Raw genomic sequence first — 21,333 nt, forward strand, 5'->3', positions numbered from 1 at the left:
GAGTCTGCGAACAAAGAAGTTAACAAGACGCCACCTGCCGGGCGCAGCCAGCGCGCCGCTCAGGACAGAATAAAGTTGCGGCTCTGCCTGAACGCATTTGACGCTTAACAACCGACCCTGTGCTGTGGTTGAATTCGCCCCTTACTTTTTCGCACGTGGTTAACATGCATTACATTCAGAGTCTGATGAGTTTTATAGAGGGAAACAGAGTGCTGTCGATCAGCTTTAGCCTGTTGCTGCTGATCGTGGCCGGGCTGGTCACTCACCTGATCTGCAAATTCTTCATCGTCAAAGTGATCAGGAAGGTCTTTTTCAGCAGCCATAAAAAGGGTGTGCCACTGGATAAGGACATTCGCCTCTCTCAGAAGCTGTCAAATTTTGTGCCGGTAATTGTGGTCTACAACTTTCTGCAATTTATGCCAGGCCTGCCTGAAAACCTGAAAGTGGCGATTCAGACCATCTGCGGCATCCTGTTTTTTGTCTATCTGTCGATCTTCTTCAACGAAGTGCTGGAGATTGTTAACAACTCCTATACGCGCAAATCCAAGCGCAAGAATCACTCGATCAAGGGCTATATCCAGATTGGCAAAATCCTGGTGCATATCATCGCCGCAATCATGATTCTGGCGATTATGTCCAATAAGTCACCTGCCATTATTATCTCCTCGCTGGGTGCGGTTGCTGCGGTGTTGATGCTGATCTTCCAGCATACGCTCCTGTCGCTGGTGGCGAACATTCAGCTCTCTTCCAACGATGTCCTGCAACTGGGCGACTGGATTGAGATGCCGGACAGAAATATCAGCGGTGAGGTGATCGACATTGCGCTGCATACCATCACCATCCGCAACTGGGATAACACTATTTCACGTATTCCGACCAAGAACTTCCTTACCGAAACCTACACCAACTGGCAGGCGATGTTCTCGTCGGGTGCGCGCCGCATCATGCGCAGCTTTCATCTGGATCAGAAGTCGATCACCTTTGTGAATCAGGAGATGCTGCAATCGATGAGCCAGATCCGCCTTGCAGGTGAAACGATCACTGAGCTGCTGGATGGACGTGATATCAATGCCGTCGGCGAACGCTGGTTTATGGAGAACGGCATCACTAACCTGATGGTGTTCCGTAAATACCTGTCTGCCTGGCTGGCCCAACGCGATGACATTATGAAAGAGATGTATATCGTGGTACGACCGCTGAAGCCGTCGCCGGATGGGCTGCCGGTGGAGATCTACTGCTTCACCTCATCAATTTTCTGGGCGGATTATGAAAATACCCAGGCGGCGATTTTTGAGTATATCTATGCAATAGCCCGCGTGTTTGAACTGCAAATCTACCAGCATCCGGCAGGTTCCGATTTCGCCCGACTGGCTCAGCCACGGCCCGAGAGCCGGGATGCGCAGCAGAGCGGCATACAGTAACCGATGATGCGCGGTGGCAATCTCCTGCCACCGCCGTAGTAAACTTAGCTAAGCCTTAGCTCTTGCTGAGCGCATAGTTCAGCACTTTGTCATTTTTCATCTGCACGGTCAGCGTCTGCCCCTCGGTGGTGTTCAGGGTGCGCGCCTCGCTGTAGGTCCATTTCAGCAGCCGCTGCCCGGACGGGTAAGGCGTTTCACTGTCAGGCTGACCAAACAGCGCAATCAACTGAGCTTTGGTGGTCTGACCGGCATGAATCTGCTGCAGATTACTGTTGTCCAGCCGATGTCCGACCCGATTAGAACAGGCGGCGAGCAGTAAGAGCGTGGCTAACAGAACGCGTTTCCTCACGTAACATCCTTTTGAAGTGTTCAGCGCCGCAGGTCATCCAGTACGACCTGCGCGATCGCGCTTAAGCTTATAGCGAATCCTCGCTATCCGGCAGGGTTTTCTGCGCCTGCACCGTCTCCTTTCCCCAGGCAGAGGCCGATTCAGGGTAATTAACGCAAATTAATGCCACCAGACACCTCGCCGCCCTGCGATTGCAACATCTTAGTCTATGATTACTTTCTGTATGCCGCGTGGAAGCGGTCTCACTCCCCCCTTCCCGCCGCATAACGCTGAACATCAGTCCTGCGTTCTGGCTGAAGAGACGCGCCAGCCCACCTGGCATCCTGGTCTCGCTGCACGGTTTATGATTTCTGACGCTTACGTCATCGACATCCTTTTCACGCGGTGGCCGCCATCGCGTATTTCCAGGCTAAATGAGGCAACTGAATGGAATCCAAATCTTTTTTTAAAAGTTGGGGCGCTGAACGGGTTGCCAGTGATGAGGTGCGTTTCCGCCTCTGGGCAACCGGTCAGCAACGCGTGACGCTGCGGCTCTCCGGTAAAGACATTGAAATGACACCGCAGGCGGATGGCTGGTTTGAAACCCAGGTCGCGGGTGTGGCAGCAAATGCCGAATATGATTTTGTGCTGGCGGATGGCACGACCATGCCCGATCCCGCCGCCCGCGCTCAGAAAGCGGAGGTTAACGGCCCGTCGCTGGTGATCGATCCTGATGCGTATCAGTGGCAAAACACAGGCTGGAAGGGCCGTCCGTGGCAGGAGTCGGTAGTGTATGAACTGCACATCGGCACCTTTACGCCTGAAGGCACCTTCCGGGCGGCAATTGAAAAACTGCCGATGCTGGCTGAAACCGGCATCACCATGATTGAAGTGCTGCCGGTGTCGCAGTTTGGCGGTAATCGCGGCTGGGGCTACGATGGCGTGCTGCTCTATGCACCCCATGCTGCCTACGGTTCGCCCGATGATTTCAAAGCCTTTATCGATGCGGCGCACGGCCATGGTCTGTCTGTTGTGCTGGATATCGTGCTGAACCACTTCGGCCCGGAGGGCAACTATCTGCCGCTGCTGGCGCCAGACTTCTTCCACAAAGAGCGCCAGACGCCGTGGGGCGCGGGTATCGCCTATGACGTGGATGCGGTACGCCGCTATATCGTGGAAGCGCCGCTCTACTGGCTGCAGGAGTTTAATCTGGATGGCCTGCGCTTCGACGCCATCGATCAGATTGATGACCCGAGCGAAAAACATGTGCTGATTGAGATTGCTGAGCGCATCCGCGCCACCATTACCGACCGCCCTGTTCATCTCACTACCGAAGACTGCCGTAACGTCACCTTCCTGCATCCGCGTGATGAAAACGGAGAAGCGCCGCTGTTCACCGGCGAATGGAACGATGACTTCCATAACGCCGTGCATGTGCTGGCAACCGGTGAAACGCACGCTTATTACCAGGATTTCGCCGACCAGCCGGAACAGCGGGTCGCGCGGGCGCTGGCCGAAGGCTTTGTCTATCAGGGCGAGGTTTCACCGCAGTCGGGTGAGCCACGCGGCGTGAAAAGCAGCCGTCAGCCGCCTGTCGCCTTTGTCGACTTTATCCAGAACCATGATCAGACGGGTAACCGTGCACAGGGCGAAAGGCTGGTCTCGCTGGCAGGTGCAGAGCGGACGCAGGTGCTGCTGGCCATGTTACTGGCCTCGCCGCACATCCCGCTGCTGTTTATGGGTGAAGAGTATGGTGAAACCCGGCCGTTCCTGTTCTTTACCGATTTCCACGGCGATCTGGCGAAAGCTGTGCGTGAAGGTCGCGCCCGCGAGTTTGAAGGCCATGCCGGTCACGGCGAAACGGTGCCGGATCCCAATGATGTCACCACCTTTGAACAGTCGAAGCTTAACTGGCCGCGCACAGAAACGCCGGAAGGTCAGCAGTGGCTGGCGCTGACGCGTCATCTGCTGGCGCTGCGTCAGGAACATATTGTGCCGCTGCTGCAGACGGCCGGGGGTGATGCCGGTCAGATAGTGAAAACGTCAGAAGGTTTCCTGGCCGTTCGCTGGGACTTCCCGCTGGGTACACTGTCACTGGCGCTGAACGTCGGCGACAGCACGCAGCCGATCCCGGATTTACCGGGCGAAACCCTGTTTGCCTGGCCGCAGACCGCCACCGAACTGATTCCCAACGCGATTGTCGTGCGTCTGGAAAAGAGAGAAGCAGAATGAATATTCCAACCGCAACGTACCGCATTCAGTTCCGCAACGGCATGACCTTTGACCGTGCGGCGGCGCTGGTGCCCTACCTGAAACAGCTGGGTATCAGCCACCTCTATGCGTCGCCGATCTTCAGCGCGACCGCAGAGTCGACTCACGGCTATGACGTGACCGACGTTAACCAGATCGAGCCGTCGATTGGCGGCCGTGAAGGCTTTGATCGCATGGCTGCCGCGCTGAAAGCCGCCGGTCTGGGGCTGATTCTCGATATCGTCCCTAACCATATGGCCGCCTCGCTGGAGAACACCTGGTGGCGCGACGTTATTGAGCATGGCGAACAGAGTCGCTATGCCCGTTATTTCGATATCGACTGGTCGCGCCGCCTGACGCTGCCGTTCCTCGGTGACACTTTTGAGGCGGTGCTGGAAAAAGGTGAGATCAGCGTGCAGCGCGATCCGCAAACCGGCAAACCGGCGCTGGCCTACTTCGATAATTTCTATCCGCTGAAGCCGGAGACCTGGCAGGATCGGGAAGAGGCCGTACTGGCCCTGCGTGATGCCGCACAGATTGCTGAACTGCATGACCAGCAGCCGTGGCAACTGATCTCCTGGCGCGATGCGCCCAACAATCTCTCCTACCGTCGCTTCTTCGAAGTGACCGGTCTGGTGGGCGTGCGTGTGGAAGATAAAACGGTCTTTGATGCCGCACATCAGCTGATCCTCGAACTGGTCCACAGCGGCGCGGTGCAGGGATTGCGCGTTGACCACGTGGATGGTCTGGCCGACCCGCGCGGCTATCTGGAGCAGTTACGCCAGGCTGCCGGTCCCGACTGCTATCTTACCGTGGAGAAAATCCTCGGCGACAATGAACAGCTGCCTGACGAGTGGCCGGTTTCCGGCACCACCGGGTATGAGTTTATGGCTGCTCTCGCCAATCTGCTGGTCGACAGCGACCGCCTGAGCGGCCTGCGCAAGGCGTATCAGGCCGTTATCGGCAAAACCGTTGACATGAAAGCAGAGCTGCGTGCCGCCAAACTACTGATGGCGAACCGCAATTTCGCCGGTGAATTTAACCGGTTACAACAACTGGCACTGAAGATTGCCGATGCAGACGGCAAACCACAGCCGGAGGCGGAACTGAAAAATGCGCTGCGGGAACTGCTGGTTGCCTTTCCGGTTTATCGCACCTATGGCACGCCAGAAGGCCTGACACCCGCCGACACCGCGCTGCTGCAACAGGTGGTCAGCGAGGTCAAAGCCAGCGACCACGCGCCAGACACCCAGGCGCTCGACTTCCTGACGCGTATTCTGCGCGCTGACGTTGCCGACGCTGCTCGCGACGATGCCACGCAGTTCCGCACCCGCTTCCAGCAGCTGACCGGGCCGTTGATGGCGAAATCAGTCGAGGACACCCTCTTCTTCCGTCAGCATATGGCGCTGGCGCTGAATGAAGTCGGCGCTGAACCGCTGGCACGTCACTTCTCGCTGGATCAGTTTCATGCCGAGATGCAGGCGCGGCGCGAACATCAGCCCGATGCGCTGTCAGGCACCTCAACGCACGATACCAAGCGCGGTGAAGATGCCCGTGCGCGTCTCTATACGCTGACCGAAGCGCCGCAGCGCTGGGCCGAGTGCGTCAGCCGCTGGCGGGAGATCAATCAGGACCATGTCGTTCGGCTGAAAGATGGTCCGGCACCGGAGCCGGCCGTCGAGTGGATGCTGTATGAAGCACTGGCCGGGGTCTGGCCCACGACGCTTCAGCCGCAGGATGCCGACGGCCTAGCGGCGCTGGGAGCCCGCTTTGTGGTCTATGTGGAGAAAGCGCTGCGTGAAGCCAAACTCCGCACCGACTGGGCCGATAACAACGACGCCTATGAAGAGGCGGTGCTGGGTTATGCCCGTCACCTGCTCGCGCCCGCTAACAGCGCATTCCTCAATGACTTCTGCCAGTCGCTGCAACCCTTTATGCGTGCCGGACTGGTTAACAGTCTGACCCAGACCGTGGTGAAACTTACCGCACCTGGCGTACCCGATATTTACCAGGGCAGCGAGGCGCTGGACTTCAGCCTGGTCGATCCCGATAACCGCCGCGAGCCTGATTTCGATGCCCTGGCGGCGATGCTTACGGCGCCACAGCACGACGGCAGCGAAGCGCACTGGCTGCATGGTCAGGTCAATCAGCAGGCAATTGTGAAGCTGCTGGCGTTGCGTCAGCAGCAGCCTGAGCTGTTCCGTCGCGGCGACTATCTGGCGCTGTCGGCGGAGGGCGAGCAGCAGGATAAGGTGCTGGCTTTTGCCCGCACGCTTCAGGATCAGGCGGTGATTGTAATTGTGTCACGCCGGGTGTTTAACGCGCTGCCAGAGAATCTCGATCAGCCACCTGCCGCGCGCTGGGCTGATACGGTCATCGCCCTGCCTGCGGCACTGAGCCAGCGTAAGTATCAGGATGTCCTGAGCGGTAAAACGCTTGATGCAGGCGACCAGTTGCCGCTTACAGCGCTGGCGGCACAGTGGTGCGCTGTGCTGGTCGCAAAATGACAACCGGCATTAATGTTTTATACGCGTCAATCTGTTCATTGAATAACGAGGCATAAATGTCAAACAGTCAGCGTTTTGAAATTACGGCGGGTTACAGCCATTTACTGGGGGCCAACTTTGATGGTCAGGGCGTGAACTTCGCCCTGTTCAGCGCCCACGCCGAGCGGGTTGAACTCTGTCTGTACGATCCCAGCGGCAAAACGGAAATTGCCCGGCTGGAACTGCCGGAATATACCCATGAAGTATGGCACGGCTACATTCCGGGGCTGAAACCCGGCGCGCTCTATGGCTATCGCGTCTATGGCCCTTATGATCCGGAAAATGGTCATCGCTTTAACCCGAACAAGTTACTGCTCGACCCGTACGCGCGTGAACTGGCGGGTGATATCGCCTGGAACGAGGCACACTTCGCGTACGATCTCTACCACGACGATAAAGATCTGACGTTCGACACCCGCGACAGCGCACCGTTTACACCAAAGTGCCGGGTTATCGATCCTAATGAATTCGACTGGCACGATCAAAACCGCCCGAACGTGCCGTGGCCGAAAACCGTCATCTATGAAACCCACGTCAAAGGCTTCACGCAGCTCAACACGGCACTGCCACCGGAGATGCGCGGCACCTTTGACGGCATGAGCCATAAATCGACCGTCAACTACATTAAAAGCCTGGGCATTACCTCGGTTGAACTGCTGCCAGTGCACTGGTTCCCGGATGATCAGCATCTGCTGGATAAAGGGCTGAAAAACTTCTGGGGTTACAACACGCTGGGCTTCTTTGCGCCCGCGACACGCTATTTCGGGCCGCGCGGCATTCAGGGCTTCCGTGACATGGTGCGTGCCTTCCATGATGCCGGTATCGAAGTGATCCTCGACGTGGTCTACAACCACACCGCCGAAGGCAATGAGCTGGGCCCGACGCTGTCGTTTAAGGGCATCGATAACTTCTCCTATTACCGTACGATGCCAGACCAGCATCGTTACTACATCAACGACACCGGCACCGGCAATACCGTCAACACCTCACATCCGCGCGTGCTGCAGATGGTGCTCGACTCCCTGCGTTACTGGTCAGAGTCGATGCATATCGACGGTTTCCGTTTTGACCTCGGCACCATTCTCGGTCGTGAGCCCGATGGATTCGACCCGCGCGGCGGCTTCTTCGATGCCATCATGCAGGACCCTATCCTGTCGCAGAAAAAGCTGATTGGCGAACCCTGGGATATCGGTCCGGGCGGCTACCAGGTGGGCAGCTTCCCGCCTGGCTGGGCAGAATGGAACGATCAGTACCGCGATACCGTGCGTGATTACTGGAAAGGCAATAACGTCTCTACCGACTTTGCCGCCCGCCTGCTGGGGTCTGGCGACCTTTACGATCAGCACGGCCGTCGTCCGTGGGCCAGCGTCAATTTCATTACCGCACACGATGGTTTCACCCTCAACGATCTGGTGTCGTACAACGACAAACATAACGATGAGAATGGCGAAGATAATAACGACGGTCACAACGACAACCGCTCATACAACTACGGCGTTGAAGGCCCGACCGATGACGAAGGCATTAACGCGGTGCGTGAGCGTCAGAAACGTAACTTCCTTGCAACGCTGATCTTCTCTCACGGCACGCCGATGCTGCTGGCAGGCGACGAATTTGGCCGCAGCCAGATGGGCAACAACAACGGCTACTGTCAGGACAGCGAAATCTCCTGGGTACACTGGGATAACCTGCCCGAGTCTGCTGAGGCACTGCGCGAGTTCACTCGTCAGATCCTGACGCTGCGTGCTCAACAGCCGTTGCTGCGCCGCGAAAACTGGCGCGACGGTATGGATATCAAATGGTTTAACGCCGGTGGCGGCTTCCAGCAGTCTGAGCAGTGGGATGAAGGCTCAACGCTGGGGGTTTATATCGGCCGGCCGGATCTGCAGACCGAGGAAGGCATCTGGCATGACGTACTGATGCTGCTTAACCCGTTTGAAGGCAATGTGCCGTTCCGCATTCCGCAGTTCGGTGAAGGTGGCTGGGTGCTGGAGCTGACCACCAGCGACACCGCGAAGCGCGGTCTGGTGATCACCAAAGAGAAGGATTTCGAACTGGAAGGACGCAGTTTCGCCCTTTTCAGACGTCCCTAGCCGTTAACTCCGGTTAAAAAGCCGTCATCTGGCGCAGCGCATTTCGCGCTGCGCTTGTGTTTCTGCCAATGGGTGCCAGGCTTAACCGGTTGTTAATAGTAAGAATTGATGCTGATAAGGAGGCATGATGTCCAGATTTACGCAGAAAGTTGTGGTTGTGACAGGTGCCGGGTCCGGCATTGGCGAAGCCAGCGCGAAGCGCTTCGCTGAAGAAGGGGCATCAGTGGTGCTGGTGGGACGTACCGCACAGAAACTGGAAGAGACGCTGGCTGGGATGACACCGGGCGACCACCTGGTGGCAGCATGCGACGTCTCAGAAGCCGAACAGGTTAAGCAGTTGTCAGAAACCGTGCTGAAGAAATATGGCCGTGTTGACGTGCTGGTGAATAATGCAGGTGTTATCGTGCAGGGCCGCGTTCATGAAGTCGGACTCGACGCATGGAAAACCCTGATGAAAACCGACCTTGATGGCGTTTTCCATGGTGTGCACTATTTCATGCCTGCCCTGCTAAAAAGCAAAGGCAACGTGGTCAACATCTCTTCCGTTTCCGGCTTAGGCGGCGACTGGGGCATGAGCATTTATAATGCAGCCAAAGGGGCGATTACCAACTTCACCCGTGCGCTGGCTATGGACTACGGCGCAGATGGCGTAAGGGTCAATGCAATCTGTCCTGGCTTTACCTTAACCGATCTGACTGAAGATGCCAGTCAGGACCAGGAGTTGATGGAGCGCTTTTACGATCGTATTCCGCTGCAGCGCGCCGGGAAAGCCGATGATATCGCCCATGCCATTCTGTTTATTGCCAGCGAAGAAGCCAGTTATATTACAGGTGTTAATTTGCCGGTCGATGGCGGAATTACCGCATCAAATGGTCAGCCTAAGCAGGCATAAATATCAGGGCAGCGTTATTACGCTGCCTGTATATTCTGAGCACCTGTCCTGATTAATTCGCTTTATTCTCTTTTTTATACAGCAAATTAATGTGAAAACATTAATGTCTTGGCGTATGACGGGTTGGCGTTGCCGCACGCGCCGTTTTAATTGCCGTACTGCTACTGGTCGGGCAAATAAACGTGCTAAGGCAGGCATTACAGAGCATAGCATTTGCGTGATGAACTTTTGCCACGGCCAGCGCCTGCTGGCGGGTATAAAGTGAACCAATAAAAATGCGTTTGTCGTTCTTTGACAGATTAACGCAACCTTCTTTGTGTAAAATCCATCCACCCATGGGGCGCGGGCACAGATAATAATAGCTGGCTTTAAGCATGGTAGTCATCCTGATAGTTGCTGTATGTATCTTAAAAAACGAACCAAAATTCGTAAGAGGTTTTTGTTGTAATCTGAAGTGTTACTAAACTAACTGAGAATTATCCCTAAAACCACTTTATTGCGTAACTCAAACTGACTTTGAGAATATACCCTTTTTTACCGTTTACATCGCTTCAGGCATTCGACGCACTGAAACATTCCCACCCGTTTTACACCCCCGATTGTATTTGTAATGCTAATGCATCAATAAATCAGCAAAACTTAAAATAATGCATTAAAAACAACAGTCTAATGATTAAACCGGCAAGCATTCCCTGTAAGTACCCTCCGTTATGATTAGAGTCACAACTAACAAAATTAACCCCCGCCGGGGTAAGTATGAGTATTGATAAACAGAGACTGAAAAAGAATAAAAAGCAGCCTCCAGCGCCCCTTTAAGCGAAGCGCCAGTGTGCCCGCCGTCGGGGATTTATCAATACCGCCGTGTGCAAAGAATAGGAATGGGCTTGAAAAAGTAAAACGATCGGTTTACTTTTGAGTCATGAAAAAGAGAAACGATATCATTCAGGCTGCCGAGCGGCTCTTCTACACACATGGCTTTCACGCCACCAGCACCGATCAACTCTGTCGGGAAGCCGGCGTCTCTACGCGTACGTTTTATCATCATTTCGCTTCACGCGAAGCACTGACCTCTGCCGTGCTGAGTGCGCGCGAGCAGCGTTTTATGGCTGAACTGCTGCCACCGCAACAGCCAGAGGCGATAGAGCAGCTGTTTGTGGTGCTGGGCGACTGGACCAGGGCGAACGGTGCCCACGGCTGCTTCTTCCTGAAAGCCTGGGGGGAATACGCTGAGCGTGACAGTGAGCTGGCCGCTCAGGCACTGGCCTTCCGTGCCACAATGCGCCACTACATAACACAGTGTGTGACGCATCTGTACGGTGCTGAAGATCGGCAACTGAGTGATGCCATCTGGATACTCTTCGAAGGCGCGATTACTACGGCGCTGCTCACCGGTCCCGCCGCAGCCCGACAGGCGGCTCAGGTCGCCCGTCAGCTATTGCGTCAAAACGGCGTGGCCGGATGAGATCGTCTACCGCCCTGGCACTCACCGGCTTCAGTCTGATCGCCGCGACTTATGGCATGGCCCGCTTCTCATGGGGATTGATGCTGCCCGCTATCTCGTCAGATATCCCGTTTACCCCACAGCAGGCGGGGTTGCTGTCGGCATGCAGCTTTGCGGCTTACTGCTTCACTATTCTCACTTCAGCCGCGCTGACAGATCGCTATGGCACACGCGTGACCGCGCTGCTGGCCTCACTCAGTGCAACGGCAGGTCTGCTTCTGCTCGCCAGTGCCTCGTCAGTACTGATGCTGGCGGCCGGACTGTTTATCGCCGGATTGAGTTCTGGTCTGGCTTCACCCGCACTGGCCGCGGCAGTCAGTCACAGAATTCCTGCAGCACGTCAGCCGCGCATAAATACGCTGATTAATGCAGGTACCAGCGCGGGCATTATCCTGACGGTAGTGATCCTGAGCATGCTGCCAGGCGGCTGGCGCGCGGCCTGCCTGCTGTTTGCCCTGCTATCACTGTTCTGTGTGCTGCCGGTAATACGCGTGTTAAAGGATCAAGCGGCGGAACGTACCTCCAGAGTGCGTCACTGGCAGCAGCGATTGTATCGCCGCGCTATGCGTCAGCTGATGGGTATCGCGCTGACGTCGGGCCTGGTCAGTGCAGCCTGGTGGAGCTTTGGGTCGGCGCTTCTGCGTCAGCATGTCGGTGTTGATGCAGATACCGCCCGCTTACTCTGGCTGATTGCGGGAAGTGCAGGCATTGTGGGTGCGGCAACCGGCCTGGTCGCTGCCCGTATAGGGCTAAATGGCGTTTACCGGCTGTCATTGTGTGGTATGGCACTGCCGCTGCTGGTGCTGGCCCTGAGTCATGGTGAATCTATCGGCTTAGGTATCGCGGTTGCCTGTTGCAGCGCAGGTTACGTTACCCTGTCGGGCGTGCTGTTGGTCTGGGGCGCTCGCGCCACCGCCGAAGACCCGGCGACTGGCGTCGGCATCCTGTTTTTTATGCTGGCGGTAGGTCAGGTTGTGGGATCGCTGCTGTTTGGCCAGCTCTACGCCTGCTGGGGTGCCACTACGGCCTTAACGCTCTTTGCGATCGTTGCTCTGCTGTTGCTGTTTGTTTTACCGGCAGAGAACAGCGGTGAGGCGGTTAAATAAACAGGCGGAGATGAAAGAAATAAAATCGCCGGCAAACGTAATTAATAGTCGCTAACGTGCCATGCCAGACAGCCCGAAAATAGGTATCCGGAGAATGAGGCGTAATAATTTTACGTGGCGGACTCTATCGCGTGATAACAATCACCCGCGCGAATCAGATAGCGCGGATATTTTTAATGCGAGGATTAATTTGCTGCTGGAGTAAATCGTCTTCAGGACCCAGGTAATAAGGCACAGCGCACTGCTTACCGTCTTTAGTGAAAATAATCTGATTGTCGTGCAGAAATAGCGCCGTGAAATGGCCCAGCACCACGCCATTTAATTCAAAGCAGTGATTTCTGGCTGCATGCAGCCCCTGCTTACTATTCAGAAAATCCACAAATCGCATCACGCCACGCCTCCAGATAAATAATCGCCCCTGCCCTGATTGTAAAGATAATAACGTTAACTCTGGCCCGGATCATCTGACGAACACCGTTTTCAGAATAGGCTTAACCGCCATTGAGTCGTGGCACTAAATCCACCTGTTTTATTTAACTATACCTGCCAGGACTTTTCCTGGAGAACGGCGCTATAAAAAATCATTGAAAGGCGAAATATTTATATTGCGACCTCTTACCTCTCGCTATACCGTTGTTTTTTCACCAGGTGCAGACTTTTGGGGTAAAACCAGATAATGGAAATTTTTGAGGCTGATGAGCGCCACATCACAGCGATTCAGCAAATCTACGCCTGGCATGTCATTAACGGAACCGGCTCCTTTGAGACCGTGCCGCCCGACGCTGACGCGATTGGCGAGCGGATAGGTAAAGTTCAGCAGGCGGGCCTGCCGTGGTTCGTCGCTGTCAGTGAGGGTGACGTCCGTGGGTTTTGCTATCTGGCCCCCTATCGTCCACGGCACGCCTACAGGCATACGCTGGAAGACTCTATTTATATCGATCCCGGATTTCAAAAGCGTGGAGCCGGTTCACATCTGTTAGCACATGCCATCAGGTGGGCTGAGCAGGCAGGATATCGCCAGTTGATCGCTAACATTGGTGACAGCGAGAATCAGGGTTCGATTGCCCTGCATCGCGCCGCGGGCTTTGAAATGACCGGCATTCTGCGATCGGTGGGTTTTAAACAGGGCCGCTGGCTGGATACCGTTTTTATGCAGCGTACTCTGGGACTGGGCGATTCAGCGTTACCGAGTAAAGACTAAATATTGCGCTGGCGAGAAAGGCACACGGCCCCACGTTCTCCCGTAGAGAACCTTCTGGTAAAGTGTGTTAACAAAAATTAAAAATTCCGGAAAACTTTATGTTGTCGACAATCATTTATCGCAGCCACATTACAGAGAATGTGCCGCTGAAAACCCTGAATGATCTGGCGTTAAAAGCGAATAAAATCAATAAATCATCCAATGTCACCGGAATTTTGCTGTTCAATGGCACGCACTTTTTCCAACTGCTCGAAGGTCCAGAGGCGGCGGTTAAGGCGGTCTACAGCCGGATTTGCCAGGACCCGCGCCATCATAATCTGGTCGAACTGCTGCGTGACTACGCCCCAGCGCGTCGTTTTGGTCACGTCGGAATGGAGCTGTTCGATCTGCGGCTGCATGATAAAGAGACGGTGCTGGAAGCGGTGCTGGCAAAATGCACCACGAAATATCAGCTGACCTACGCTGATCGTGCCCTGCAGTTCCTGCGAACTTTTGTCGAAGCGCGGGAAAAAGAGAACTATTTTGAAATTCCAGCCGCCAGCGGCTGGACGTTTATCCGTAACGAATCAGAACAGCGCGAAGGCGACGCGGCACTGTTGGCTGAGAATGCCGTCAGCTTTGCTTTTCAGCCTATCGTCGATCCTTTTGCCTGCGAAATTGTCTCGCTGGAGGCCCTGCTGCGTGGCCCACAGGGTGAATCCCCGCTGGCCTATTTTTCCCGATTGTCTCGGGAGCAGCTCTATCAGGTTGATCTGACCTCTAAAAAGGTCGCGTTTGCCCAGGCAAAGCAGTTGGGGATCGAGGGGATGACCTTGTCGATCAATCTGCTGCCGATGACTCTGGTGGAAATGCCCGACGCGGTGCCGTTTTTGCTGGCTGAGATTGCTGCCCAGGGGCTGGTACCGGAGCAGATTATGGTGGAATTCACCGAGAATGAAATCATCTCGCAACCTGAGGCATTTGAAGCCGCTATCAGGCAGCTGAAAGCCGCCGGCATCAGCCTGGCGCTGGATGATTTTGGTGCCGGCTTTGCCGGGCTTTCGCTGCTGACCCGCATTCAGCCCGACAAGATTAAGATTGATCGTGCCATCATTTCGGATGTGCATAAAAGCGGGCCCAAGCAGGCGATCATTCATGCCATTCTGAAATGCTGCTCCTCGCTGGAGATCGGCGTTATCGCCGAGGGCATTGAAAAGCCAGAAGAGTGGATGTGGCTTGAAGCGGCAGGCGTGACTCAGTTCCAGGGTTTCCTGTTCTCACAACCGCAACTTAATGGCCTTGCAGCCGTCGCCTGGCCCGAGCTGGTTTAATTCCACTGCGATTTGGATGAATTTTCAATCCCCTGCCTTGCTGGATTTCCCGGCGGCTGCTAAATAATTAACAGCGCCGGGGGATCATCTTTCTGTCATCTTCCCGCGTCACAGTCAGACCTTACCCAGTCAGTGATTAAATGTTTAGCAGTCAGATGTTCAGTGTTTAGGCCAGCGCTACGCGCCATGCGTGCGACGTGACTCCAGGGACAGCATTTGAGGAACTGAATGAAGCAAATCATCCGCGGTGATAAAGAGCCCTCCCATATCCTGGCAGCGACCCGTGCGCTTGAAGCGCACTACTCACGCTACGGAGAAGGTAATAAGTACCATCCCATTATCTATTCTATCGCCTACCGCAGCCGGTTTTACCAGGTTGAGGTGATTACCCGACGCGAAACCATGGTTGCTACGGTCATTACCGGAGTCCGCAATCTGACACACCTCTCCGGCGCCGCCTGACGGCCGCTTGTCATAGCGCGGGGGCAAAGTGCCCCCGCCATCCCCGCTTAACGGCGATAGAGAGAATTGGCCGGATAGATTGCGCCAATCACACTCTTTTCCCGTGCGCCCGTTACCGCAGGCAGATTGCCCGGCAGGCCGGAGAGTGTGCGAAACGCCAGCCACGCAAATGCCAGCGCTTCCATGTCATCGCCACTGATTCCCGCCGCATCAGTAGGGGTGACTTCCGTTCCAGGAAGATGCGCCGCCAGGCGCGCCATCAGCTGGGGATTACGACTCCCGCCGCCACACACCAGCAGACGGTCGCAGCCATCATTGAGTAACACCTGCTGCGTGATAGTGATGGCGCTCAGCTCAACCAGTGTGGCCTGCACATCCTGTGGGGCCAGCCCCGGGAAATAGCGCAGATGCTGTTCAAGCCAGCCAAGATTGAAGTGTTCGCGCCCGGTACTTTTCGGCGGCGGCAACGCAAACCATGGCTCACGCAACAGCGCCTCCAGCAGTGGCTGAATCACGGTTCCGCTGCGCGCCCACTGTGCATCTTTGTCATACGGCTGCCCCTGATTGCGCCAGATCCAGGCATCCAGCAGCATATTCCCAGGGCCGGTATCAAAGCCGCGCACTGGCTGACCCGGGATGAGCAGCGAGAGATTGGCAATGCCACCAATATTCAGCACCATGCGGCGTTCAGTGGCATCCATCAGCAGCGCCTGATGAAAGGCAGGCACCAGCGGCGCACCCTGCCCACCCAGCGCCATGTCACGGCGGCGGAAGTCACCCACCACCGTCACGCCGGTCGCCGCGACAATCTGATTATTGTCACCTATCTGCAGCGTATTAGGTGCGTCACTCTGGGGCTCATGCCAGACGGTCTGACCATGACAGCCAATCGCCGTGATGTCACTGGCCTCCAGCGCTTCACGCTTCATCAATGTCACCACGGCTTCAGCAAAGAGCTGGCCGAGGCGGGTATCAAGCTGGCCAAGCTGCGACAGCGTCAGAGTTTGCCCCTGACACACTCCCAGAATCGCCTGACGCAGCGCGGCTGGCATCGGATGGCAGTAGCTTGCCTGCTGTGCCACCATATTTTCATCAATGGCAGCCAGCACCACATCCACCCCATCCAGGCTGGTGCCTGACATCACACCGATATAGCGTCCTGATTTCATAGCTATTCCTTACTTCCGGCAGGAAGTGCAATTCGTCTGCGGCTAGCCTGACAAATAATGATCGCTAATTCTATGATTAAATTGTTTTTATCCAATCGTGCTCACTGATAACGTTATGGGACTATTTTTAGACCACGATTGAATTATTGTTAATCCTGCATAGTCTATGCTTCGTTCAACCGTGTTTTATTCGGACAGGGATTAATTTGCCAGGTTTGTGTCTTATACTGTGTGCAGGATACAGCGGTAAACGTGGCGCCTTCTCGACTAAAGGAGTTTCAAATGATTAAGCGTGTAATTGTGGTCGCTCTGACCGGTGCTATGCTCGCAGGTTGTAGCAATACCAGTACGCTGTCGGGTGATACCTACAGTGCCAGTGAAGCAAAGCAAATCCAGAGCGTTTCGTACGGTACCTTAGTCTCCGTTCGTCCTGTGAAGATCCAGGGCGGCGATGAGAGCAACGTCATCGGTGCCATTGGTGGTGCGGTGTTAGGTGGCTTCCTGGGTAATACCATTGGTGGCGGCACCGGACGTAGCCTGGCGACAGCCGGTGGTGCCGTTCTGGGTGGCGTTGCGGGTCAGGGCGTTCAGGGCGCAGTGAATAAAACGGATGGCGTAGAGCTGGAAATCCGTAAGGATGATGGCAACACCATCATGGTGGTTCAGAAGCAGGCCGCCTCGCGCTATTCTGTTGGCCAGCGTGTTGCAATGGCATCCAACGGCAGCCAGGTGACGGTTTCACCTCGCTGATGTTGTGAAACAAAAAACCGACGCCTGTGCGTCGGTTTTTTTATTTCTCTTTGTTCTGAAGTTCGAGAATATTTTTCTCAAGCCGGGCGATCAGCGTCACCATCTGACGGATCTCTTCCTGGCTGATGCCGGAAAGAATGTCATCCCGCGTCTCATCAATTACCGTCTCAACCTGTTCGATAATTGGCTCAGCCTGCTGCGTCAGCTTAATTCGCTTGGCACGACGATCGTTAGCGCAGGTCGAACGGGTTATAAGTCCTTTCTCTTCCAGCTGATCCAGCGTGCGCACCAGCGAAGGTTGTTCAATCCCAATTGCTTTGGCTAACTGAATCTGCGACTGTTCTGGCGGCAGTTGATGAATATTGTGCAACGTCACCCAGTGTGTCTGAGTCAGCTCAAGCGGTTTCAGCCGCTGATCAATCAACGCGCGCCAGATGCGCACCAGGCGAGATAAATCCGTTCCGAGGGGCGTATCCATTTCATCTCCTTATAATTAGCTTGCTAGCTATCAAGCCAGATTTTACACTATTCTGCGAGTTTACAGGACAAATTACAAATCCCGGGCCAGGCCACGATAACGCGGCAGCGCATCCCGTCTGCTGTTTGGGTTAACGAAGGATGTTATCACGTGCTCACTCCTGCTTTTTCAGGTGAGAACCCGCTGACCGATCTGGTGGTTGGCGCCTCACTCTTTTTCCCGCCGATGTTCAAGGCGGTGATCCTCGGTTTCTTTTTCTGGCTGCTGATTCACCCGCTGGTGCGCGGCTGGATCTACTCCGGTGATATCTGGCATCCCACCCTGTTTGATCTCTCGCTGTTTGTGCTGTGCGTCACCGCCGCTCTCTGGCTCATCGGTCATGGATAATCGATATGAAATTTAACGCGGTAAAATATTTTTCAACGCTCATTGTCTTTGCACTGGCGTTACTGGCCGGCGGCTGGCTGTGGAACTACTACATGCAGTCGCCCTGGACCCGTGACGGGAAAGTGCGGGCAGAGCTGGTGGATATCACGCCTCAGGTCTCGGGCCGGGTTACGGAACTGAAGGTCAAAGACAATCAATTTGTGCACAAGGGCGAGCTGCTGGTCACGCTGGACACGGTGCCGTGGCAGATTGCGCTCGACAACGCCGCCGCTCAGCTCAGCAAAGCGCAAGCGGACCTGGCGAAAGCGCAGCACGAGTTTAACCGGCGCAGCAGCCTGCCGCGCAACATCATCTCTGCCGAGGATCTCGATGCGGCACGCTTAAGCGCCGGAGCTGCGGCTGCCAGCACTAAAGCCGCGCAGGCGGAGTGGGAACGGGCGCGCTGGAATCTGCAACAGACAACGCTGACCGCACCGGCGGATGGCTGGATCACTAATCTCACGCTTCGGCCCGGCAGCTATGCCACTGCGGGTTCTCCTCTGTTTGCCCTGGTCGACAGCCACTCTTACTACGTCATGGGCTATTTCGAAGAGACCAAGCTGCGCCATATTCATCCAGGCGCAACGGCACAGGTGGTGCTCTACAGCAGTAGCATGCGGCTGCAGGGCAAGGTAGACAGCATTGGCCGCGCCATCTATGACCAGAGCATTGAGACTGACAGCGGCCTGGTGCCCGATATCAAGCCAAACGTGCCCTGGGTGCGGCTGGCGCAGCGGGTACCGGTACGCATTCGTCTCGATTCGCTTCCGGCCAATGCTGATCTGGTGGCCGGCACCAGCTGCACCATCACCATCCAGCCATGAATGTTCAGTGGCTGGCCTGGGATCAACTGCCCTGGATTAAAGCGAACAGAGGCCAGTGGCGCTATGCGTTACGTAACGCGATCGCCATGTGTCTGGCACTGAGCATCGCCTATGGACTGGATCTCGATGAACCCTACTGGGCGATGACCTCTGCCGCCGTGATCAGCTTTCCCACCGTTGGCGGCGCGATCAGCAAAAGTCTTGGCCGCATTGTCGGCAGCCTGCTGGGGGCCACCGCCGCACTGCTGATCGCCGGCCACACCCTGAACGAGCCCTGGCTGTTTACCTTTGCCATTGCCGGCTGGCTGGCGCTCTGCACCGGCATTTCGAACCACTACCAGAACAACGTCGCTTACGCGTTTTCACTGGCGGGTTACACCGCTGCCATCATCGCTTTCAGCAGCGTGAATATCACCGATATCACCACGCTGTGGACGATTGCGCAGGCACGCGTCTGCGAGGTGATCTCCGGCATTCTCTGCGCCGGATTGATGATGATGGTGCTGCCGAGTACCTCGGATGGCGAGGCGCTGATTACCTCACTGAAGCAGATGCATGCCCGTTTGCTGGAGCATGCGGTGTTACTGCTGCAGCCCTCGGCCAGTGATACCATTCGTGTCGCGCATGAAAACGTCATCAGCCAGATCCTGACCATGAATCTGCTGCGGATTCAGGCGTTCTGGAGCCACTACCGCTTTCGCCGACAGAACAACGTCCTGAACTATGTGCTGCATCAGCAGCTGCGACTCACCAGCGTGCTTTCGAGCCTGCGGCGCATGTTGCTGAACTGGCCCGATGCGCCAGAGCCGCTGTTTGAAGCCTTGCAGCGCCTGCTGGCTGAGCTGGCGAAACCGGCGTGTGATAAATATCGTCTTGCGCAAATCCTGCGCAGCGTGACGCCTGGCGCAGACGGCGACTACCGGCAGCGCGCGTTTTGTCAGCGGCTGCGCTACTTCTGCTGGATGTACCTCAACGTACTGCGCTGGATTCGTCTGCTGGATCGTGCCGATGCCGATACCCGCTTTCAACCCCCGCCCGTTCCGGCGCTGGCGCGCGACAGTGACAGTGCCGAAGCGGGCTGGAGCGCCCTGCGCACCTTCTGTGTGATCGTGCTGGGCTGCGCCTTCTGGATCAATACGCAATGGTCTTCCGGCGCTTCCGCGCTCACCCTGACCGCTATTGCCTGCGTGCTTTACGCCTCCGTGCCCTCACCCGGCGGCAGCGTCACGTTGCTGCTGAAAACCCTGCTGTGGCTGTTTGCGTTTAGCTTTGTGATGAAGTTTGGCCTGATGGTGCAGATCAGTCAGCTGTGGCCGTTTTTACTGTTTCTCTTTCCGCTGCTGGTGACGTTACAACTCTTCAAGCTGCAGCAGAAACAGCGCGCCGGGATGTGGGGACAGTTCATCGTCTTTATGGGCTCGTTTATCGCGGTGACGAACCCACCGACCTGGGATTACCAGGACTTTTTCAACGATAACATTGCCAAAGTCTGCGGGGTGCTGCTCGCCTGGCTGGCGTTCCAGATTCTGCGGCCCAGCTCTGATGCGCGGCGCAGCCGACGCCATATCCGCGCGCTGCGGCTGGCATTTCTCGATCAGCTGCGGCAGCGGCCACGACTCAGTGAGAGTCGCTTCGAATCGCAGATTTACCACCGCATCAGCCAGCTCAGCCATAGCCGGGATGAGCAGGCGCGCACCTGGCTACTTCGCTGGGGCGTAGTGCTACTCAACTGCTCACATATTGTCTGGCAACTGCGTGAATGGCGCGCCGGTTCGGCGGCCCTGACAGGGTTTCGTGATAGCAGTCTGCACAATCTGCAGCAGATCATCAGCAGCCGTGGCGTGCGCCACAGCTCGCTGGATCAGATGCTAAGGGAACTGGAGGAGAGTATCACCGCATTACTGGCGCTGGAAAACAACGAAGCCAGCGAACTGGCTGGCATTATCTGGCGTCTGCGCTGTTCGCTTGCACAACTGAAACAGGCGGTACCGGCGTGATTACTGGCAATATTGCTGTTGCTGCCGGTTAAAATCTTCCTGCAACTGCTGCAGCGTTTTATGACCTTCAAAGCGGGTTTTATCCATCTCGGTCATCGGTTCAATGACCAGCGCTTTCTCGTCGGGTGAAAAGATGAAACGGCGTGTCAGTTCAGTGCCGGTAAAACTTTGACCGTGGATGCCACCACACACCATCGTCATGGTGCGACGATAGATGGTGGTATCCGTGAAATTGGTTTCGGTTGCGCTACGAAAAACCTGATCACAACCCTGTGCCTCCAGCTTACGCACCCTGCTGCGACTCAGCCATTCACGACCCTGAGCAATCTTTTCACAGGTGGCACGCATCGGGCTGGTATCAATGGTGCGCTGAAGTTCCCGACCGGTTTCGGTCACCAGCTGCGTATCATTGGGTTTATCGCATCCCACCAGCAGCAGACATAGCAGTAATGCGCCCTTGAATTTCATTATCCTGCTCCTTTCCCCATCACGCTTTCTTACCTGAATCAACATCATAGGGGGGAAATGTCAGGGATGGTACAACATTTCATAAACAGTCAGGAGAAAATCGGGCGGCCA

General features: G+C 55.7%; 20 protein-coding genes. 14 read left to right on the plus strand and 6 right to left on the minus strand.

What is annotated here, in order from left to right; genetic code table 11:
• Positions 1 to 164 precede the first annotated feature (164 nt).
• The gene (locus IAI47_RS10645) at positions 165 to 1,421 is read left to right on the plus strand and encodes a mechanosensitive ion channel family protein (protein WP_003850244.1); all 1,257 of its coding nucleotides are present in this window, start codon (positions 165 to 167) and stop codon (positions 1,419 to 1,421) included.
• 55 nt (positions 1,422 to 1,476) lie between these two features.
• On the opposite strand, the gene IAI47_RS10650 is transcribed toward IAI47_RS10645, so the two are convergent.
• Positions 1,477 to 1,770 (minus strand): hypothetical protein, encoded by a 294-nt coding sequence (locus tag IAI47_RS10650; protein ID WP_008926207.1) that lies wholly within the window; start codon positions 1,768 to 1,770, stop codon positions 1,477 to 1,479.
• Positions 1,771 to 2,196: 426 nt separating this feature from the next.
• On the opposite strand from IAI47_RS10650, the gene treZ reads away from it, so the two are divergent.
• The 4 genes from treZ (at position 2,197) to IAI47_RS10670 (ending at position 9,530) form a co-directional block, all read left to right on the plus strand.
• A complete protein-coding gene (gene treZ / locus IAI47_RS10655; RefSeq protein WP_008926205.1) occupies positions 2,197 to 3,981 on the plus strand; it encodes a malto-oligosyltrehalose trehalohydrolase in 1,785 nt (594 codons plus the stop codon).
• Positions 3,978 to 6,506 (plus strand): malto-oligosyltrehalose synthase, encoded by a 2,529-nt coding sequence (gene treY, locus IAI47_RS10660; RefSeq protein WP_008926204.1) that lies wholly within the window; start codon positions 3,978 to 3,980, stop codon positions 6,504 to 6,506. The genes treZ and treY overlap by 4 nt, the downstream gene beginning before the upstream one ends.
• Before the next feature lie 56 nt (positions 6,507 to 6,562).
• Complete coding sequence (glgX, locus tag IAI47_RS10665; protein ID WP_003850253.1) at positions 6,563 to 8,638, plus strand: glycogen debranching protein GlgX; 2,076 nt, start codon at positions 6,563 to 6,565, stop codon at positions 8,636 to 8,638.
• 127 nt (positions 8,639 to 8,765) lie between these two features.
• The gene (locus IAI47_RS10670) at positions 8,766 to 9,530 is read left to right on the plus strand and encodes an SDR family NAD(P)-dependent oxidoreductase (RefSeq protein WP_003850255.1); all 765 of its coding nucleotides are present in this window, start codon (positions 8,766 to 8,768) and stop codon (positions 9,528 to 9,530) included.
• A gap of 100 nt (positions 9,531 to 9,630) precedes the next feature.
• Here the strand turns inward: IAI47_RS10670 and IAI47_RS10675 are convergent, their stop codons facing one another.
• Positions 9,631 to 9,906, minus strand: coding sequence for a hypothetical protein (locus tag IAI47_RS10675; protein WP_003850257.1), 276 nt, complete (start codon positions 9,904 to 9,906; stop codon positions 9,631 to 9,633).
• Positions 9,907 to 10,449: 543 nt separating this feature from the next.
• Here IAI47_RS10675 and IAI47_RS10680 point away from each other — a divergent pair.
• Positions 10,450 to 10,992 carry a TetR/AcrR family transcriptional regulator gene (locus tag IAI47_RS10680; protein WP_008926203.1) on the plus strand — a complete coding sequence of 181 codons (543 nt, stop codon included), beginning with the start codon at positions 10,450 to 10,452 and terminating at the stop codon, positions 10,990 to 10,992.
• Positions 10,989 to 12,137, plus strand: a complete 1,149-nt coding sequence (locus IAI47_RS10685) for a sugar MFS transporter (protein ID WP_008926202.1) — start codon at positions 10,989 to 10,991, stop codon at positions 12,135 to 12,137. Before IAI47_RS10680 ends, IAI47_RS10685 begins: the two co-directional genes overlap by 4 nt.
• 154 nt (positions 12,138 to 12,291) lie before the next feature.
• Here the strand turns inward: IAI47_RS10685 and IAI47_RS10690 are convergent, their stop codons facing one another.
• Entirely contained in the window at positions 12,292 to 12,525 is a 234-nt protein-coding gene (locus IAI47_RS10690) for a hypothetical protein (protein WP_003850261.1), read from the minus strand.
• Positions 12,526 to 12,813: 288 nt separating this feature from the next.
• On the opposite strand from IAI47_RS10690, the gene IAI47_RS10695 reads away from it, so the two are divergent.
• From IAI47_RS10695 to IAI47_RS10705, 3 genes are all read left to right on the plus strand, one after another.
• Positions 12,814 to 13,338, plus strand: coding sequence for a GNAT family N-acetyltransferase (locus IAI47_RS10695; protein ID WP_003850262.1), 525 nt, complete (start codon positions 12,814 to 12,816; stop codon positions 13,336 to 13,338).
• A gap of 98 nt (positions 13,339 to 13,436) precedes the next feature.
• Positions 13,437 to 14,648: a diguanylate phosphodiesterase gene (locus IAI47_RS10700; protein WP_003850263.1), complete on the plus strand. Its 1,212-nt coding sequence runs from the start codon at positions 13,437 to 13,439 to the stop codon at positions 14,646 to 14,648.
• A 228-nt stretch (positions 14,649 to 14,876) separates the two neighbouring features.
• On the plus strand, positions 14,877 to 15,110 hold the full coding sequence (locus IAI47_RS10705; protein ID WP_003850264.1) for a DUF4060 family protein: 234 nt from the start codon (positions 14,877 to 14,879) through the stop codon (positions 15,108 to 15,110).
• A 47-nt stretch (positions 15,111 to 15,157) separates the two neighbouring features.
• On the opposite strand, the gene anmK is transcribed toward IAI47_RS10705, so the two are convergent.
• Positions 15,158 to 16,279 carry an anhydro-N-acetylmuramic acid kinase gene (gene anmK / locus IAI47_RS10710; protein WP_003850265.1) on the minus strand — a complete coding sequence of 374 codons (1,122 nt, stop codon included), beginning with the start codon at positions 16,277 to 16,279 and terminating at the stop codon, positions 15,158 to 15,160.
• Between the two features lie 282 nt (positions 16,280 to 16,561).
• Between anmK and slyB the strand changes: the two genes are divergently transcribed.
• Positions 16,562 to 17,029: an outer membrane lipoprotein SlyB gene (gene slyB / locus IAI47_RS10715; protein WP_003850267.1), complete on the plus strand. Its 468-nt coding sequence runs from the start codon at positions 16,562 to 16,564 to the stop codon at positions 17,027 to 17,029.
• 40 nt (positions 17,030 to 17,069) lie between these two features.
• Here the strand turns inward: slyB and slyA are convergent, their stop codons facing one another.
• On the minus strand, positions 17,070 to 17,507 hold the full coding sequence (gene slyA / locus IAI47_RS10720; protein WP_003850268.1) for a transcriptional regulator SlyA: 438 nt from the start codon (positions 17,505 to 17,507) through the stop codon (positions 17,070 to 17,072).
• Positions 17,508 to 17,657: 150 nt separating this feature from the next.
• Between slyA and IAI47_RS10725 the strand changes: the two genes are divergently transcribed.
• The 3 genes from IAI47_RS10725 to IAI47_RS10735 are packed head-to-tail and all read left to right on the plus strand — an operon-like array spanning position 17,658 to position 20,754.
• A complete protein-coding gene (locus IAI47_RS10725; protein WP_003850269.1) occupies positions 17,658 to 17,894 on the plus strand; it encodes a DUF1656 domain-containing protein in 237 nt (78 codons plus the stop codon).
• Between the two features lie 5 nt (positions 17,895 to 17,899).
• Positions 17,900 to 18,757, plus strand: coding sequence for an HlyD family secretion protein (locus IAI47_RS10730; RefSeq protein WP_003850270.1), 858 nt, complete (start codon positions 17,900 to 17,902; stop codon positions 18,755 to 18,757).
• Positions 18,754 to 20,754: an FUSC family protein gene (locus IAI47_RS10735; protein ID WP_003850271.1), complete on the plus strand. Its 2,001-nt coding sequence runs from the start codon at positions 18,754 to 18,756 to the stop codon at positions 20,752 to 20,754. The genes IAI47_RS10730 and IAI47_RS10735 overlap by 4 nt, the downstream gene beginning before the upstream one ends.
• Here the strand turns inward: IAI47_RS10735 and IAI47_RS10740 are convergent, their stop codons facing one another.
• Positions 20,755 to 21,222 (minus strand): hypothetical protein, encoded by a 468-nt coding sequence (locus IAI47_RS10740; protein ID WP_003850272.1) that lies wholly within the window; start codon positions 21,220 to 21,222, stop codon positions 20,755 to 20,757.
• Between the last annotated feature and the right edge of the window lie 111 nt (positions 21,223 to 21,333).

Origin of the sequence: Pantoea sp. MT58 (genome assembly GCF_014495885.1) — a bacterium.
GTDB lineage: Bacteria > Pseudomonadota > Gammaproteobacteria > Enterobacterales > Enterobacteriaceae > Pantoea > Pantoea eucalypti.

What these genes read in the sequence shown, in the direction of transcription:
- IAI47_RS10645 (WP_003850244.1), top strand. Translation starts at nt 165, where the DNA reads ATGCATTACATTCAGAGTCTGATGAGTTTTATAGAGGGAAACAGAGTG.
- treZ (WP_008926205.1), top strand. Translation starts at nt 2,197, where the DNA reads ATGGAATCCAAATCTTTTTTTAAAAGTTGGGGCGCTGAACGGGTTGCC.
- treY (WP_008926204.1), top strand. Translation starts at nt 3,978, where the DNA reads ATGAATATTCCAACCGCAACGTACCGCATTCAGTTCCGCAACGGCATG.
- glgX (WP_003850253.1), top strand. Translation starts at nt 6,563, where the DNA reads ATGTCAAACAGTCAGCGTTTTGAAATTACGGCGGGTTACAGCCATTTA.
- IAI47_RS10670 (WP_003850255.1), top strand. Translation starts at nt 8,766, where the DNA reads ATGTCCAGATTTACGCAGAAAGTTGTGGTTGTGACAGGTGCCGGGTCC.
- IAI47_RS10675 (WP_003850257.1), bottom strand. Translation starts at nt 9,906, where the DNA reads ATGCTTAAAGCCAGCTATTATTATCTGTGCCCGCGCCCCATGGGTGGA.
- IAI47_RS10680 (WP_008926203.1), top strand. Translation starts at nt 10,450, where the DNA reads ATGAAAAAGAGAAACGATATCATTCAGGCTGCCGAGCGGCTCTTCTAC.
- IAI47_RS10685 (WP_008926202.1), top strand. Translation starts at nt 10,989, where the DNA reads ATGAGATCGTCTACCGCCCTGGCACTCACCGGCTTCAGTCTGATCGCC.
- IAI47_RS10690 (WP_003850261.1), bottom strand. Translation starts at nt 12,525, where the DNA reads ATGCGATTTGTGGATTTTCTGAATAGTAAGCAGGGGCTGCATGCAGCC.
- IAI47_RS10695 (WP_003850262.1), top strand. Translation starts at nt 12,814, where the DNA reads ATGGAAATTTTTGAGGCTGATGAGCGCCACATCACAGCGATTCAGCAA.
- IAI47_RS10700 (WP_003850263.1), top strand. Translation starts at nt 13,437, where the DNA reads ATGTTGTCGACAATCATTTATCGCAGCCACATTACAGAGAATGTGCCG.
- IAI47_RS10705 (WP_003850264.1), top strand. Translation starts at nt 14,877, where the DNA reads ATGAAGCAAATCATCCGCGGTGATAAAGAGCCCTCCCATATCCTGGCA.
- anmK (WP_003850265.1), bottom strand. Translation starts at nt 16,279, where the DNA reads ATGAAATCAGGACGCTATATCGGTGTGATGTCAGGCACCAGCCTGGAT.
- slyB (WP_003850267.1), top strand. Translation starts at nt 16,562, where the DNA reads ATGATTAAGCGTGTAATTGTGGTCGCTCTGACCGGTGCTATGCTCGCA.
- slyA (WP_003850268.1), bottom strand. Translation starts at nt 17,507, where the DNA reads ATGGATACGCCCCTCGGAACGGATTTATCTCGCCTGGTGCGCATCTGG.
- IAI47_RS10730 (WP_003850270.1), top strand. Translation starts at nt 17,900, where the DNA reads ATGAAATTTAACGCGGTAAAATATTTTTCAACGCTCATTGTCTTTGCA.
- IAI47_RS10735 (WP_003850271.1), top strand. Translation starts at nt 18,754, where the DNA reads ATGAATGTTCAGTGGCTGGCCTGGGATCAACTGCCCTGGATTAAAGCG.
- IAI47_RS10740 (WP_003850272.1), bottom strand. Translation starts at nt 21,222, where the DNA reads ATGAAATTCAAGGGCGCATTACTGCTATGTCTGCTGCTGGTGGGATGC.